Annotated in this window: 9 protein-coding genes; 8 read left to right on the top strand and 1 reads right to left on the bottom strand. The window is 44.1% G+C overall.

The genetic code is table 11. The features are described 5' to 3' along the window. The first annotated feature begins 49 nt into the window (after positions 1-49). From NV379_RS07600 to NV379_RS07630, 7 genes are all read left to right on the top strand, one after another. A complete protein-coding gene (locus tag NV379_RS07600) occupies positions 50-3,187 on the top strand; it encodes an alpha-mannosidase (RefSeq protein WP_258206678.1) in 3,138 nt (1,045 codons plus the stop codon). A gap of 352 nt (positions 3,188-3,539) precedes the next feature. After that, positions 3,540-4,814: a glycoside hydrolase family 125 protein gene (locus NV379_RS07605; protein ID WP_258206679.1), complete on the top strand. Its 1,275-nt coding sequence runs from the start codon at positions 3,540-3,542 to the stop codon at positions 4,812-4,814. Positions 4,815-4,842: 28 nt separating this feature from the next. Further along, complete coding sequence (locus NV379_RS07610; RefSeq protein ID WP_258206680.1) at positions 4,843-7,608, top strand: alpha-mannosidase; 2,766 nt, start codon at positions 4,843-4,845, stop codon at positions 7,606-7,608. Positions 7,609-7,907: 299 nt separating this feature from the next. After that, positions 7,908-10,586 carry an endo-beta-N-acetylglucosaminidase gene (locus NV379_RS07615; protein ID WP_258206681.1) on the top strand — a complete coding sequence of 893 codons (2,679 nt, stop codon included), beginning with the start codon at positions 7,908-7,910 and terminating at the stop codon, positions 10,584-10,586. 210 nt (positions 10,587-10,796) lie between these two features. Then, on the top strand, positions 10,797-11,801 hold the full coding sequence (locus NV379_RS07620; protein WP_258206682.1) for an ABC transporter substrate-binding protein: 1,005 nt from the start codon (positions 10,797-10,799) through the stop codon (positions 11,799-11,801). Between the two features lie 69 nt (positions 11,802-11,870). After that, positions 11,871-12,803, top strand: a complete 933-nt coding sequence (locus tag NV379_RS07625; protein WP_258206683.1) for an ABC transporter permease — start codon at positions 11,871-11,873, stop codon at positions 12,801-12,803. After that, entirely contained in the window at positions 12,803-13,597 is a 795-nt protein-coding gene (locus NV379_RS07630; protein WP_258206684.1) for an ABC transporter ATP-binding protein, read from the top strand. The genes NV379_RS07625 and NV379_RS07630 overlap by 1 nt, the downstream gene beginning before the upstream one ends. 65 nt (positions 13,598-13,662) lie before the next feature. Here NV379_RS07630 and NV379_RS07635 read toward each other — a convergent pair whose 3' ends face one another. Then, positions 13,663-14,406 (bottom strand): SDR family NAD(P)-dependent oxidoreductase, encoded by a 744-nt coding sequence (locus NV379_RS07635; RefSeq protein ID WP_258206685.1) that lies wholly within the window; start codon positions 14,404-14,406, stop codon positions 13,663-13,665. Positions 14,407-14,534: 128 nt separating this feature from the next. On the opposite strand from NV379_RS07635, the gene NV379_RS07640 reads away from it, so the two are divergent. Continuing rightward, the gene (locus NV379_RS07640) at positions 14,535-15,428 is read left to right on the top strand and encodes a LysR family transcriptional regulator (protein WP_258206686.1); all 894 of its coding nucleotides are present in this window, start codon (positions 14,535-14,537) and stop codon (positions 15,426-15,428) included. The last annotated feature ends 53 nt before the right edge of the window (positions 15,429-15,481 follow it).

The following is a 15,481-nucleotide window of genomic DNA, read 5'->3' on the forward strand; positions in this document are numbered from 1 at the left end:
ATGATACATTCCTCGCCTCCCATTTAAATATTATGGGGGGCTATTACTCATGTTTTTGACATCACACAAACTAAATTCCCGATTACACGAAATTAACGGATTAAGATATCGCGATCGTATACACATTCCTTTCTTCCATTCCATGGTGGATGAGTCTAACGAAATTGCAGCTATGCCACCAACAGAAGGTAATTGGTCCGAGATGCGTGTTGGTGATACTTGGACAGGACGCGATTTATATTTGTGGCTAAATGCTGAGATTGAAGTTCCATCTGCTTGGAGCGGACGCCGCGTACTTGGACGTTTCGACTTTGGTGAGACTGGTGCGGGCAATAACTCCGGCTTCGAATCTTTATTCTTCTATAAAGGAAAGCCTTATCAAGGCGTTGACTCCAATCATACGGAAGTGTTCTTCCCTGAAGAAGTGGTTGGTTCGAACCTTGACCTTACATTCCGCTTATGGTCTGGTCTTGAAGGCGGCGGTGTTAAGAAAGATCAGACACACGGCGTTCGAATGGCTGAAATTTGCTGGTTAGATGAACCTACAGATGATTACTACTACACGGCACTTGCTGTAACAGAAACTTTGAAAGTGCTAGATTCCAAAACACCTGAGCATACGATGATGCTGAGCGCAGTAGACCGCTCCTTACTATATATTGACTGGACACACCCAGGATCAGAGCGTTTCTACGCATCTGTTGCTGAAGCGCGCGATTACTTGCGTAATGAAATCGACAAGATGGAGAAATCTTCACCAGTAACCGTTACATGTGTCGGTCATACGCACATTGACGTTGCATGGTTATGGCGTTTGAAGCATACGCGTGAGAAATGTGCTCGCTCCTTCTCCACAGTACTTCGTTTGATGGAAATGTTCCCGGATTACGCATTCCTGCAAACACAACCACAACTATATGAGTACATCAAGAATGACTATCCGGAAATTTACGAGAAGATCAAAGAGCGTGTAGCTGAAGGTCGCTGGGAAGCTGGCGGCGGTATGTGGCTAGAGGCAGATTGCAACTTAACTTCTGGTGAATCCCTAGTTCGTCAATTGCTGTATGGCACAAGATTCCTTCGCAATGAATTTGGCGTGGAATGTGACTACTTATGGCTACCAGACGTATTCGGATACAGCTGGTCCCTGCCGCAGATTTTGAAAAAATCCGGTATCAACACGTTCATGACGACAAAAATCAGTTGGAACCAATACAACCGCATGCCGCATGATACGTTTAACTGGCGCGGTATTGATGGTACAGAAGTATTGACTCACTTCATTACAACACCTGAACCTTGGTCCGAAGAAGGCTCTTGGTTCTACACATACAACGGACGCATCATTCCGAAGACAGTTAAAGGCATCTGGGACACGTATCGTGATAAAGAAGTTAACCGCAACTTGCTTCTCTCCTACGGTTATGGCGATGGTGGTGGTGGAGTAAACCGTGAAATGCTTGAAATGCGCCGTAGATTGAACGACTTGCCTGGACTTCCGAAAGTAGAGACTGGCACAGCTGGTGACTACTTCCGTAAGTTGCAAGAAACTGTGAACGAATCGGATCGCTACGTCCATACATGGGACGGCGAACTTTACTTGGAATACCACCGTGGAACATATACGAGCCAAGCGTACAACAAGCTAATGAATCGTAAGCTTGAACTCTTGTACCGTGAAGCAGAATGGTTGAATGCATTGCAAAGCATGACAGCAGGTGACTGGTCAAACTATCGTCAAGCGGATCTGGACGAAGGTTGGAGAATTATTCTACGTAACCAATTCCATGACATCATTCCTGGGTCCTCCATCCGTGAAGTTTATGAGGACAGTACAATTGAGTACGCAGAAGCGGAAGCAATCGGTAACTCCGTCTGGGAACAATCTACACAAGCACTTGTTCAAGAAGTTACTTCTGGTTCATACACAATCTGGAACAACTCTTCTTGGAGCGTAACAGAACTTGTGACTATTCCTGTAGAAGCAGGCATGGAGCAAGGTAACTGGATCGCTGCTAACGGTGAAGCATTGCAAGCACAGCGTGAAGGTGAGAACTGGATTGTGGAAGTTATTGACATCCCGTCACTTGGATACACGACGATATCATTCGTGAGCGAGACAGTTGCGCTAGTAACTGAGGTTCCTTTTGCTAAACAAGATCAAGGCATGACAACGCCTTTCTATGACATTACATGGAATGAGCAAGGTCAGTTAACTCGTATTTACGACCGTGAAGAAGCTCGTGAAGTGCTTGCAGCTGGCAGCCGCGGTAACGTGTTCCAAATTTTCGAAGATAAGCCACTTGCGCATGAAGCGTGGGACATTGATATTTTCTATCAGGAAAAAATGCGTGAAATTAGCGACTGCCGCAGCGTTGAAGTTATTGAGATCGGCGAGCTTCGCGCAGTAGTTGAGATGACTTGGGTTTACATGGATTCAACGATTAAGCAGCACATGATCTTACATGCGAAGCACCGTCGTATTGACTTCGAAACGAAAGTTGACTGGCATGAGCGTCAACAATTGCTGAAAGTCGCATTCCCAGTAGCAATTCGTGCAACAGAGGCTACTTATGAGATTCAATATGGTAACGTAACACGTCCAACACACTGGAATACAAGCTGGGATTATGCAAGATTCGAGTCCGTTGGTCACCAATGGGCAGACTTGTCCGATCGCGGTTACGGCGTGAGCTTAATGAACGATTGCAAGTATGGCTATGACATCAAGGACAACGTAATGCGTCTATCTCTTGTAAAATCTGCTGTACATCCTGACCCTGAGGCAGACCAAGGCGTGCACAACTTCACGTACTCCATCTTGCCGCATACAGGCGACTGGCTACAGGGCGACACAGTTCGCCAAGCATGGGCGCTTAACAACCCGCTTCGCAGTACAAAAGGTACAGCGATGGCGAAAGAGAAATCCGTGTTGACACTATCCACAGACACAGTGATGGTATCTGCTGTGAAGAAAACAGAAGACGGCAGCCAATTGCTTGTTCGTGTTCACGACTACTCCGGTAGCCGCAAGCCAGTAACGATGACTAGTGATCTGAACATCGTATCCTGGCAGGAATGCAACCTCATGGAGCTTCCTGAGGGCGCAGTTCATGCAGAGTCTGCGATTGAATTTGTACTAGAACCGTACGAGATCAAGACGTTTATGATTGATATGAAGGCTTAGTTATTCGTTCGTTAGGACTTGTTATGAATGCTTAGTTGTAATTTTATTAGGATTTGTTATCTATGCTTGATGAAGTTGCTTGTTGCAACTATGCAACAAGAGCTTCTCTAATGTTTAATGCACAACCCTAACGAGAACGTGTGCCAAAAGTATAACGAAGGAGAAAAGATACACTGGAGGACGAATTAGAAAGAGTGAAAACACCTTAAAATCAATTCAAATTTCACGATTTCTCTCACAGGCTTTCCGAAGGAAAGCCACTTCGTAAGCATGAAGTGTATCTTTTCACCGCAGTGGCCCTACTTTTGGAACACGTTCACCCACACTCCACCTGAAAGAAGGTTCACCAACCATGAAACTACCTACTTCCATCATCGAGATGCTAGCTACGGCTGAAACAAAGCTCGCCGATCAACCCAAGCTACTCGACATGTACAAGAAGTGTTTTCCAAATACATTAGAAACAACTACCAAACTATGCGACGACGGCACAGCATTTGTATTCACTGGTGATATTCCTGCCATGTGGCTGCGTGACTCCAGCGCACAAGTCAAGCAATACTTGCCTTTTGCCAAAGAAAATAAAGACCTTCAGCGCATCATCGGTGGACTCATCAAGCGTCAGATGATGTACATTACCATGGATCCTTATGCGAATGCATTCAACGAGTCTGCAAACGGAAAAAGTTGGGAAGTCGATCATACGGAAAACAACCCTTGGGTATGGGAGCGCAAGTACGAACTAGACTCCCTCTGCTACCCGATCCAACTGAGCTACCAATACTGGAAACAAACAGGTCAGACCGATATTTTCGACGTGACTTTCCTAAGTGCAGCAAGAGCGATTCTGCGCTTAATGCAAACCGAGCAGCGTCACGATGAGCAATCCAACTACCGCTTCATGCGCGACAACTGTCCACCAACTGACACTTTGCGCAATGAAGGCAAAGGGATGCCAACAAGCTACACTGGCATGGTGTGGTCTGGCTTCCGTCCAAGTGATGACGCGTGCCAATTCGGTTACTTAATTCCGGCTAACATGTTCGCTGTCGTCATTCTGGATTATTTACAAGAAATCGCTGTTGAAGTGTATGGCGACGAGTATTTGGCACAAATGGCTGCTAAATTGCGTGATGAAATTGATTACGGCATTCAAACATACGGGACTATCAATCATCCTGTATACGGCAAAATGTACGCGTATGAAACAGATGGCTACGGACATTACAACTTGATGGACGATGCAAACGTTCCAAGCTTGCTTTCCATCCCTTATCTGGGCTATGCACCAGCGGATGATCCGATTTACTTGAACACGAGAAAATTCATTCTAAGCAGCGATAATCCTTACTATTACAGCGGTACATTTGCCAAAGGTATCGGTTCACCACATACGCCAGAACGCTACATCTGGCCAATTAGCTTAAGCATGCAGGCTTTAACATCGACTAGCGAAGAAGAAATTGCAGCACTTATTACATGCTTACAACAGACAGATGCAGATACTGGCTTTATGCATGAAGGTTTCCATGTTGATGATCCAACTCAATTCACACGTACATGGTTCGCTTGGGCAAACAGCCTATTCGCTGACCTTATTACACAACGTTTACTAGCAGACAAGTAACCTCCTAACTAGAAAGGAATGTGACCTCATGGCTAAGAAGACCGCTCATATCATCTCGCATACACACTGGGATCGCGAATGGTATTTACCATACGAACACCACCATCTCCTCTTGATTGAGACGATGGACACTTTACTCGATACACTTGAGAAAGATCCTAATTATCGCTACTTCCACCTCGATGGACAGACGATCATGATCGATGACTACCTACAAGTTCGTCCTGAGAAAAAAGAACAACTCACAAAGTTCATTAAGGAAGGTCGTATCCTAATCGGGCCTTGGTATATTTTACAAGATGAATTCCTAACAAGCAGTGAAGCGAACATTCGTAACATGCAGATCGGACATCGCGATGCGAAAGAATACGGTGTTATATCCAAGCTCGGTTACTTCCCTGATTCATTCGGTAACATGGGGCAAGCACCGCAAATTCTGAAACAAGCTGATATTGATGCGGCTGTCTTCGGTCGTGGAGTTAAACCAACTGGCTTCAACAATACGGTCGGTGAGTCAGATACCTACGAGTCCCCATATTCTGAGATGATCTGGGAATCTCCAGATGGTTCATCCGTCATCGGTATCTTGTTCGCGAACTGGTACTGTAACGGCATGGAAATCCCGACGGATCCTGAGAAAGCAACAGAATACTGGAACAATAAACTTGCTGATGCGCTCAAGTTCGCCTCCACAGATCACTTGCTCTTCATGAACGGATGTGATCATCAGCCTATCCAGACCGACTTATCTGAGGCGATCCAGACCGCACAAGCACTTCACCCCGAGATCGAGTTCATTCATTCGAACTTTGATGATTACGTAGATGTGCTGAAGAACAACTTGTCCGATGATATGGTTACAATTCAAGGTGAACTGCGCAGTCAGCATACAGACGGCTGGGGAACGCTTGTGAATACAGCATCTTCCCGTGTTTATTTGAAACAAATGAACCAACGCTGTCAGACTTTATTGGAAAAGGTAGCTGAGCCGCTTGCAGCTTTTGCCCATATTAGTGGTGACAAGCCTTACCCGCATCACTTGTTCAACTATTCTTGGAAAACATTGATGCAGAACCATCCACACGACAGCATCTGTGGTTGCAGTGTAGATGAAGTGCATCGTGAGATGGTCACTCGCTTCGAGAAATCCAGACATATGACTGAACAGATTGTGGAACAAAGTTTGGAAGCGATCGTGAAACAAATTCATACCGATGTTCCTACTTGGGGGCAAGAAGCGCTGCCATTTACCGTGTTTAACTCCACAGGCTGGGATCGTTCAGGCGTCGTTTCCGTTGAGTTAATCGTTGCGCAGCAATACTTCCAAGTAGGTATAACACCAGCTGAGCAATCCGAGCAATTAAGCAAGCAGTCCATCGATCACTATGTATTGCACAATGAACATGGTGAGGTTATTCCAACGCAAGTGGACGATCTTGGCGTAATTTTCGGTTATGATCTGCCAAAAGATAAATTCCGTCAGCCTTACATGGCAAGACGTGTCCGTCTGACGTTCTTAAGTAAGAAGGTTCCAGCACTTGGCTATCAGACCTATGCGTGGGTACCGAATCAGCAAGCGGGTATTGCATCTAAGCAGTTACAAACAGAGAAACCAGCTTCTCTTGAAGGCATTGTCTACTCCAACGAACGTTCCATGGAAAACGAACTTGTATCTGTAAGCATCAATAACGACGGTACACTTCAATTGACAGATAAACGTACAGGACGTACTTTCGATAACTTATGTTCCTATGAGAATACAGGCGACATCGGTAATGAATATGTGTTCAGACAACCTGAAGGCGAGCAAACCCTAACAACTCAAGGTCTTCCAGCTTCGCACATTCGACTCATTGAAAACACACCGCACCGTGCAACGATTGAAGTTGTCCATGAATGGGCGATTCCAGCATCTGCGGATGAGTTATTTGAAGAAGAGAAGCGCAAGTTTGTGTTGTTCACAGAGCGCAAAGCGAAGCGTGTAGAAGAAACCGTTCCATTTGTCATTACGACACAATATACACTTGAAGCGATGGCACCTAACGTTCAGGTACGCACAACATTTAACAATGTGGCGAAAGATCACCGCTTGCGTGCACTATTCCCAACTGGAATCAATACGACAACCGCTGAAGTGGATTCAATCTTCGAAGTAGCAAGTCGAGATATAGTACCTGCTAAGGAATGGGTTAATCCAAGCAACTGTCAGCACCAACATGCATTTGTAAGTGTGCATGATGCAGAAGTTGGACTTACAGTTGCAAACCGAGGCCTCAACGAATATGAAGTGCTTCGTGACGGACAGAACACGATTGCCATTACGCTACTTCGCGCTGTATCTGAACTTGGTGATTGGGGTGTCTTTCCTACTCCTGAGGCACAATGCTTAGGCGAACAAGTCGTGGAATTCTCCATCTTCCCACACGCAGGAGATGGCATTCAATCTGGGGCTTACTCAGCTGCTTATCAGTACCAAATTCCTTGGACTGTAAAACAGACAAAGGTTCAACAAGGCTCACTTCCACTCACGCACCAATGGTTGAAATGGAAAGGTACTTCCCTTGCCTTCTCCAGTGTCAAAATCAGTGAAGAAACTGGCGATTTAGCTAGCCGCTGGTACAATCTAGCTGACAACCAAGAATCACTCGATGTTCAGACCGGATTTGATTGCACACACATTCATGCTAGCGATATTCTAGAGCGCCGCAATCAAATGCTCGGCTCCAAAGACTTGAACTACTACCCAGTTTCCAAGAAACAAATCGTTACATTATCCTTTGATATTAATAAGTAAAAGATATATCGCTTCTACTTGTTCTAACATGATAAACTGCACCCCAAGTCCTGATCACAGTGACTTCCGGTGCAGTTTTTCTTTTTCCAATCGACTCGAATTAATTTCGTTATTCTACTATCTTTAAATTTGAAACTATTAATTGTTACATCTGTGAAATTTTCATCAAATTAATTCACTCACCTTTAGTTTTTACACCTAACCTGTCATTTCTCAACTTTAGATCGCCTCCTCAATCACCGACAATAGTATTAGGTATTATGAATACGCTTACATATTGATTGGAGGACGATTCACAAATGAAAATTCCAACAAAGTTTAAAGTATTAGCAGCTACAGGTGTGCTTGCCGCATCCATCGTAGGTTTCGCAGCTACAGCAGATGCAAAGCAACCTCATTCCTCATACTGGTACCCACAAGATTTACTCAACTGGAGTCCAACTCAAGATAAAGACGCGAAATTCAACAAAGGCAGCATTCCTCTCGCAGATCGTTTTGCAGGACAAAAGGTAAACCCAAATGCTTCCACAGATCCAAAAGTAATGGCAATCTCGATTATGAATCCCCATACAAGTAGTACGCCCTCTCAAGGTTCAAATGATTTCAAAGCATTCACATTCGGTTATTGGCAATATGTTGATAAATTGATAAGTTGGGGCGGTTCTGCAGGTGAAGGGATCATCGTGACACCAAGTGCAGACGTTATCGACTCCGGTCATAAGAATGGCGTCCCAGTCCTTGGTACAGTCTTCTTCCCTCCTGCGGTATACGGCGGGCAATACGATTGGGTGAAGGAATTCATGCATCAGAAGGAAGACGGATCATTCCCTGTTATCGATAAATTACTAGAGGTTGCTGACTACTACGGCTTTGACGGTTGGTTTATTAACCAAGAAACCGAAGGTGGCACACCAGCGGACTCCGTTCAGATGCAGAAAGCTATCGAATACATGAAGCAGAAACAGGCCAACAAGCAAGTGATCTGGTATGACTCTATGACAGACGAAGGCAAGATCAAGTGGCAGAATGCGCTAACTGACAGAAATCAGATGTTCATGAAAAATAATTCGAAGCAAGTTGCAGACAACATGTTCCTCAACTTCTGGTGGAAGACCATGCAGCCTTCTGCTGACAAAGCGAAAGAGATTGGCATTAATCCTTTTGACCTGTATGCAGGCATTGATGTTCAGGCGAAAGGCTATCATACGAAAGCCGCTTGGGATGGTCTATTCCCTGATGGTACAGGCAATAGCGCTCGTGTTTCACTTGGGTTGTACGCACCAGATTGGACGTTCAGCAGCTCCAGTACACATGAAGAATATTTAGCTAAAGAAAACACATTCTGGGTTGGGCCAAACGGCACGCCTGCAAATACGAAAACTGACGGCGAGTGGAAAGGTATTTCTAACTACGTAGTCGCGAATTCAGCGATTAACGATCTTCCTTTTACAACCCATTTCAATACAGGTAACGGTAACTTCTTCTCTGTTCAAGGAAAATCAATGACCGATAAGCCGTGGAACAATCGCAGCTTGCAGGACATTTTGCCAACATGGAGATGGTTAACGGAAAGTAAAGGAACTGCACTTAAGGCACAGCTTGATTTCACAACTGCTTATTACGGTGGCAGCTCTTTAAAATTGGCGGGTAATCTGAATGCAGACAACGCCACTGAGATCAAATTGTACAAAACAGATCTACTTGCAGCGTCTGATACGGAGCTTGCCCTTACTTATTCAACTCCAGCTCAAGGATCTAACATCCAAGTCGGTCTAACATTCGCAGATGCACCAAATAAAACTGTATTCGTTGATGCTGGTACGGCTCAATCAGGTGATTGGACGACTAAGAATGTTTCACTTGCAGAATATGCGGGTAAGAGAATCACTTCCCTATCCCTTCATTTCTCAAGTACGAGTGAGGTTCGTGACTACTCCATTAACATTGGTGAATTGTCGGTCTATAACAAGGCAGCGAAGCAAGAACTTGCTGCTGTGAACAAACTCGTTGTAGAGGAGACAGCTTTCGTAGAAGGCATTTACACAGACGCACGTCTGACATGGGATAAAGAGAATGGCGATATCCAGCATTATGAAGTGTATCGCGTTCTTCCTTCTGGTAAAAAGCAATTCTTAGGCGCTACGCCGAACAATGCTTACTATGTACAACAGATGAAGCGTGACAGCAAAGAAAACAAGACAACAATTGAAGTCATTGCCGTGAACAAGCGTTATGAACAAGGGCAGACTGCCAAAGTCAGCTTCGACTGGCCCGAATATCCGAAGCCTGAAGCGAAATTCACATCCGATACGAAAGTAATTGCTCCTGGTGGAACTGTGACGTTCACAGACCTATCTTCTGAAGTTGCTGAAGAGCGGATCTGGTCATTCCCAGGTGGTACGCCATCCTCTTCTACTGATAAGAATCCGACTGTTGTCTATAAAGAAGAAGGATTCTATGAAGTGTCCTTGACTGTGAAGAATAGTGCTGGTGAGCATGTAAACACACAAGGGACCTACATTCAAGTGACTTCTGATGAAATTGCTTTAGCGAAGAACATCGCAGTTGGCAAAGAAACTTCGGCAAGCAGCTTCGTTGGTGAAGGTGAAGCACCTAAATTTGCAGTTGATGGAAAAGTTACGGATAACAGCAAATGGTGTGCAGTAGGTGAAGGTCCGCATTGGTTAATGGTTGATCTCGGCACGATGTCCAGAATCAAAGAATTCGTCATTAAACATGCAGAAACTGGCGGAGAAGGTGCATCGCTTAACACAAGCGACTTCAAGATCGAGGTAAGCAAAGACGGTAAATCGTGGTCTCCAGCAGTAAATATCACTGGCAACTCAAAGGGTGAAACGAGACATGGTATTTCCGTTACCGATGCTCGTTATGTGAAGTTGACTGTCCTAAAGGCTACACAAGGCGGAGATACAGCAGCACGTATTTATGATTTTGAAATTCATGGTGTTCAGAAATAGATTTATTCTCATATAAAAGAAACAAAGAGGGAGCTTTAATTGATCTTGTGTCAATAAAGCTTCCTTTTTATTTCATGATTGAATGCGTTTTCATTAAATAATTCAGAAAATTGTAAAAATTGTTTGACGCCAATCTATTAGCCCCCTTAAACTAGTAGTAATACCATGTTCTACTCGCAAAAATAATAGATTTTGAGAGGGGTTATGAATTTGAAAAAGAAATTAGCACTTACGATTTTGTTAGCATCTGCATTAGTTGCAGTTGCAGGCTGCGGCAAAGAAACAAGCGGTGGAGACACGAAGACCTACAAGATTGCGATTTCGCAATATGTAGAACACCCATCATTAGATGCAACAAGGCAAGGTTTCTTAGCAGCACTTAAAGATGCTGGGATCGAAGATGGTAAGAATTTAAAAGTCGACTATAATAATGCGCAAGCTGATTCACCCAATAATTTATCCATTGCGCAAAAAATTGGAAACGCTGACAATGATTTAGTTCTTGGAATCGCCACTCCATCCGCTCTTGCTGTAGCAGAGAAAGTGAAGAAAACTCCTGTCTTATTCGCAGCTGTTACAGACCCACTTGCAGCTAAATTGGTTTCGAATATGGACAAACCAGGTGGTAACATCTCTGGTGCTGCGGATACAAACCCAGATGCAACAACACAACTTGTTGGCTTTATCGCTAGCAACTTCCCTAATGTGAAAACGGTTGGTCTCGTTATTAACGAAGGTGAACCTAACGCTGTAATCATGGCAAAGAAAGCCGAAGTAGAGCTGACGAAAAAAGGTATCAAACTTATCAAAGCACCTGTTACGAATACTTCCGAAGTAAAACAAGCTGCACAATCCTTAATCGGACGCGCAGATGCGTTCTACATTACACTTGATAACACAGTTGTAGAGGCTGTAGATACAATTCTTCAAGTTGCGAAAGACAAGAAGATTCCTTTCTTCTCCAGTGACCGCGATACGGTTGAGAAGGGTGCATTTGCAACCGTTGGATTCAAATACTTTGATCACGGCTATCAAGTGGGTCAAATGGCAGTCGAAGTTTTGAAAAATGGCAAAAAGCCTGCTGACATGAAAGTAACTATACCGGATAAGCTTGACCTTATTCTAAATGAAAAAGCAGCTAAAGACCTCGGCATCACCGTAACAGATGCGATGAGAAATGCTGTCAAAGATAAAGAGAAGAACATCATCAAGTAAGATCTACATCAATAGGAGTGAACGCACAAGTTCGTTCACTCCTTTCTATTATCTTAGGAGGAATACATAATGGTCGATTCAATACTTGGAGCAGTTGAACTTGGACTCCTATATGCCATCATGGCACTTGGTGTGTATATCACGTTCCGCATACTGGACTTCCCCGACTTAACTGTTGATGGTAGCTTCGCAACCGGCGGCGCCATCGCAGCTGTCATGATTACACATGGCTACTCCCCATGGCTTGCTACACTTACTGCTATTGTTGGTGGACTCATTGCAGGTGCAATTACCGGTTTGCTTCATACCAAAGGCAAAATTAATGGATTGCTCTCTGGTATTCTCATGATGATCGCGCTTTACTCGATTAATTTACGCATCCTGGGAAAACCTAGCGTTTCAATGCGAGGATCGGATACTGTATTTTCACCCTTATCCGATCAAGGAATCTGGGTCATACTTCCACTTATCGCACTCGGAGTTGTGATCATTAAACTTCTACTTGATACATTCCTTCGTACAGACCTAGGACTTGCTCTTCGTGCAACAGGTGATAATTCGCGTATGATCCGTAGCTTTGGCGCTAATACCGATAGCACGACGATTATCGGCGTTAGCTTGTCCAATGGACTAGTCGCATGTTCTGGTGCACTTATTGCACAACAGTCCTCTTTTGCCGATATCACAATGGGTGTAGGGATGATTGTTGTCGGTCTTGCGTCAGTTATTATTGGAGAAGCCATATTCGGTGCTCGAACAGTGTTCATGGCAACACTTGCTGCTATTCTTGGTTCTATCGTCTATCGGATCGTTGTAGCAATTGCCCTCCGATTAGAATGGTTCGAAGCTTCTGATCTTAAATTGCTTACAGCAGTGATCGTTATCATCGCGCTCGTCTTCCCTACTTTACAACGTACGTTGAAACAGCGAAGCTTGGCAAAGCGGCGCTCAGCTGAACTTGCAGCTGCTTCAACAAACAAAGGCAAGGAGGTTAACCGCTAATGTTACAGATCATGAATACCTCCAAGCTCTTTAACCCAGGAACACCTGATGAAAAAACAGCGCTCATGCACATTAACTTGAAGCTGAATCCGGGTGATTTTGTAACCGTTATCGGTAGTAATGGTGCTGGAAAGTCAACTTTAATGAATATTATTTCCGGGGTAATTACGCCTGACGTTGGACAAGTCCATATCGATGGAAGCCCCGTTCAACATCTACCCGAACATAGACGGAGTATGTGGATTGGGCGTGTGTTCCAAGACCCTATGGCTGGAACCGCACCACGCATGACAATCGAAGAGAATCTTGCAATGGCTTATGCACGTGGGAAGCAGCGCGGACTCAGCTTCGGCATTACTTCGAAGAAGCGTGCCTTTTTCCATGATGAAGTAAAACGCCTTGGTCTTGGCCTTGAAAATCGCCTTCGTGCGAAAGTGGGACTGCTCTCTGGCGGGGAACGACAAGCACTAAGCTTGCTTATGGCAACGTTCACGAAGCCGCAAATCCTGCTGCTTGATGAACACACAGCTGCACTTGATCCTGCCCGTGCAGAGCTTATTACGAAGCTCACTGACAACATTGTCCGTGAACTGAAGCTTACAACGCTTATGGTCACCCACAATATGGAGCAAGCGATTCGCCTCGGTAACCGTCTTATTATGATGGATAAAGGCCGCATCATTCTAGATGTGCCACCAGAACGAAAGAAAGATTTGACCGTCCCGCAATTGCTCGGTGAATTTGAACAAATCAGCGGTCACAAGATGTCCGATGATCGCGTGATACTTGGTTAATACCAAAGAAGCCTTCTACGTTGAATCATCGTAGAAGGCTTTTTATATGATACGCGTTAACGATATTATTGAGCCGTATATCCACCATCAACAAGCAGCGTTGTACCTGTAATATAGGATGCATCCTCACTTGCCAGGAATAGTACAGCCTTCGCAACTTCCTCAGGTTTACCCAATCTGCCCATCGGATGTAGATCTACAAGATGATTCATGATCGTTTCATCAGCACCAGATAGTAAAGGCGTGTTAATGTAACCTGGACATACAGCATTTACACGAATACCTTGCTTCGCATAATCGATACCTAGAGTCTGAGTTAGCAACTTCACACCACCTTTGGCAGATGCATATGCGGTTACCCCATTCTTACCCGCAACACTATGAATAGACCCTGTATTAACGATAGCTCCACCTGTTCCTTGAGCAAGCATTTGCTCGATTGCGTATTTATTACTCAAGAACACTCCTGTTAAATTAATATCAATCGTTCTTTGCCATGCTTCCAAGCTCAGCTTGTCCGCTGGTGCATCCTTGGCAATACCAGCATTTGCGAACATGACATCTAATCTACCGTATTTAGCGACGGTTGTTTCTATCATATGCTTAATATCAGCCTCTTTGGACACATCTGCCTTTACAAACATCGTATCATAACCTTGCGCATTCAATGCATTGGATACTTCAAGGCCATGATCTGCATAATCAGCAATGACAGTCTGAGCGCCTTCTTTTGCAAATAGTCGTACCGTTTCCAAACCAATACCACTTGCTCCACCTGTTACAATGACAACTTTATTATTGAATCTCATATGTAGTCCCCCTTATGTAATTATCACGTTCAAAGCTTGTCATTATTGTAGCATTCAACTATATTAAGATAAATTTAATTATTATTATGTTATATTAAATTCAACTTAACATAAGGAGGGTTTATTTCATGAATATGAATCACTTGGAGAACATTATTGAAGTCGCCAAAACTGGTTCATTCTCAGCAGCTTCGCAAAATTTACATATCACCTTGTCTGCCATCAGCCAATCCATCTCCACATTGGAAGAAGAGCTAGGCATTACCATATTCACACGTTCTCGATCCGGAGCTGTTCCTACTGCAGAAGGTAAAATCATCATTCAAAAGTCATATGAAATCATTGAGAAGCTTCAAGATTTGAGAAGCACTTCCCATCAATTCTCAAGTACACTTTGCGGTGAATTAAGACTGGCTACCATTCCTGGTCCCATGTCCATGTTAGTTGATACGGTTCTTGGTTTTAAGAAAGATTATCCGAATATACAAATGACCATTACCGAACAAGGCTCTCAGGAAATATTAGATGATATTCGTCATGACAGGCTGGACGTGGGATTAATAATAATGAATGATCAGTTGGAGGAAGAGGCTTCGGGACTCGTGTGTGAGCGTCTAATAAGTGGAAGAATGGTAGTGGCAGTGAGCAGTCAGTCACCCCTTGCACTTCAGAAATCTATTACGCCAGAACAGATGCTGCGCCAATCCTTCGTCTTATATAATGATGATTCTGTCAAATGGTTTATGGACCAATTCGCTGCTGACTACGACCCTGCTCACATCTTATTTACAAGCAATAATAAAACGGCCATTCAAAAAGCGATCAAAGACCACCAAGCAGTTACTGTTGGTCTAGACTATTCTTTCTCAGAAGAACAATTGTATCAGAGCGGTGAAATGGTTGTTTTACAGATCGACATGCCGATACATAAACATTTTTACTTAGGACTTGTTCGTACAGAAGGCAAGCATTTCTCTCAAGCTACAAGAAGTTTTATTGAACGGTTAAAACACGAGTTATAATAGGCTCCTTAAGTTAACAAAAGCAGCTCTATCCCTCATCACAGGGTGAGCTG

This window comes from Paenibacillus radicibacter (assembly GCF_024721995.1).
GTDB classification, from domain to species: Bacteria; Bacillota; Bacilli; order Paenibacillales; family NBRC-103111; genus Paenibacillus_AM; species Paenibacillus_AM radicibacter.

Excerpts from the sequence above, each read along its gene's own strand:
- NV379_RS07605 (WP_258206679.1), top strand. The coding sequence starts at position 3,540 with ATGAAACTACCTACTTCCATCATCGAGATGCTAGCTACGGCTGAAACA.
- NV379_RS07615 (WP_258206681.1), top strand. The coding sequence starts at position 7,908 with ATGAAAATTCCAACAAAGTTTAAAGTATTAGCAGCTACAGGTGTGCTT.
- NV379_RS07640 (WP_258206686.1), top strand. The coding sequence starts at position 14,535 with ATGAATATGAATCACTTGGAGAACATTATTGAAGTCGCCAAAACTGGT.
- NV379_RS07610 (WP_258206680.1), top strand. The coding sequence starts at position 4,843 with ATGGCTAAGAAGACCGCTCATATCATCTCGCATACACACTGGGATCGC.
- NV379_RS07630 (WP_258206684.1), top strand. The coding sequence starts at position 12,803 with ATGTTACAGATCATGAATACCTCCAAGCTCTTTAACCCAGGAACACCT.
- NV379_RS07625 (WP_258206683.1), top strand. The coding sequence starts at position 11,871 with ATGGTCGATTCAATACTTGGAGCAGTTGAACTTGGACTCCTATATGCC.
- NV379_RS07635 (WP_258206685.1), bottom strand. The coding sequence starts at position 14,406 with ATGAGATTCAATAATAAAGTTGTCATTGTAACAGGTGGAGCAAGTGGT.
- NV379_RS07600 (WP_258206678.1), top strand. The coding sequence starts at position 50 with ATGTTTTTGACATCACACAAACTAAATTCCCGATTACACGAAATTAAC.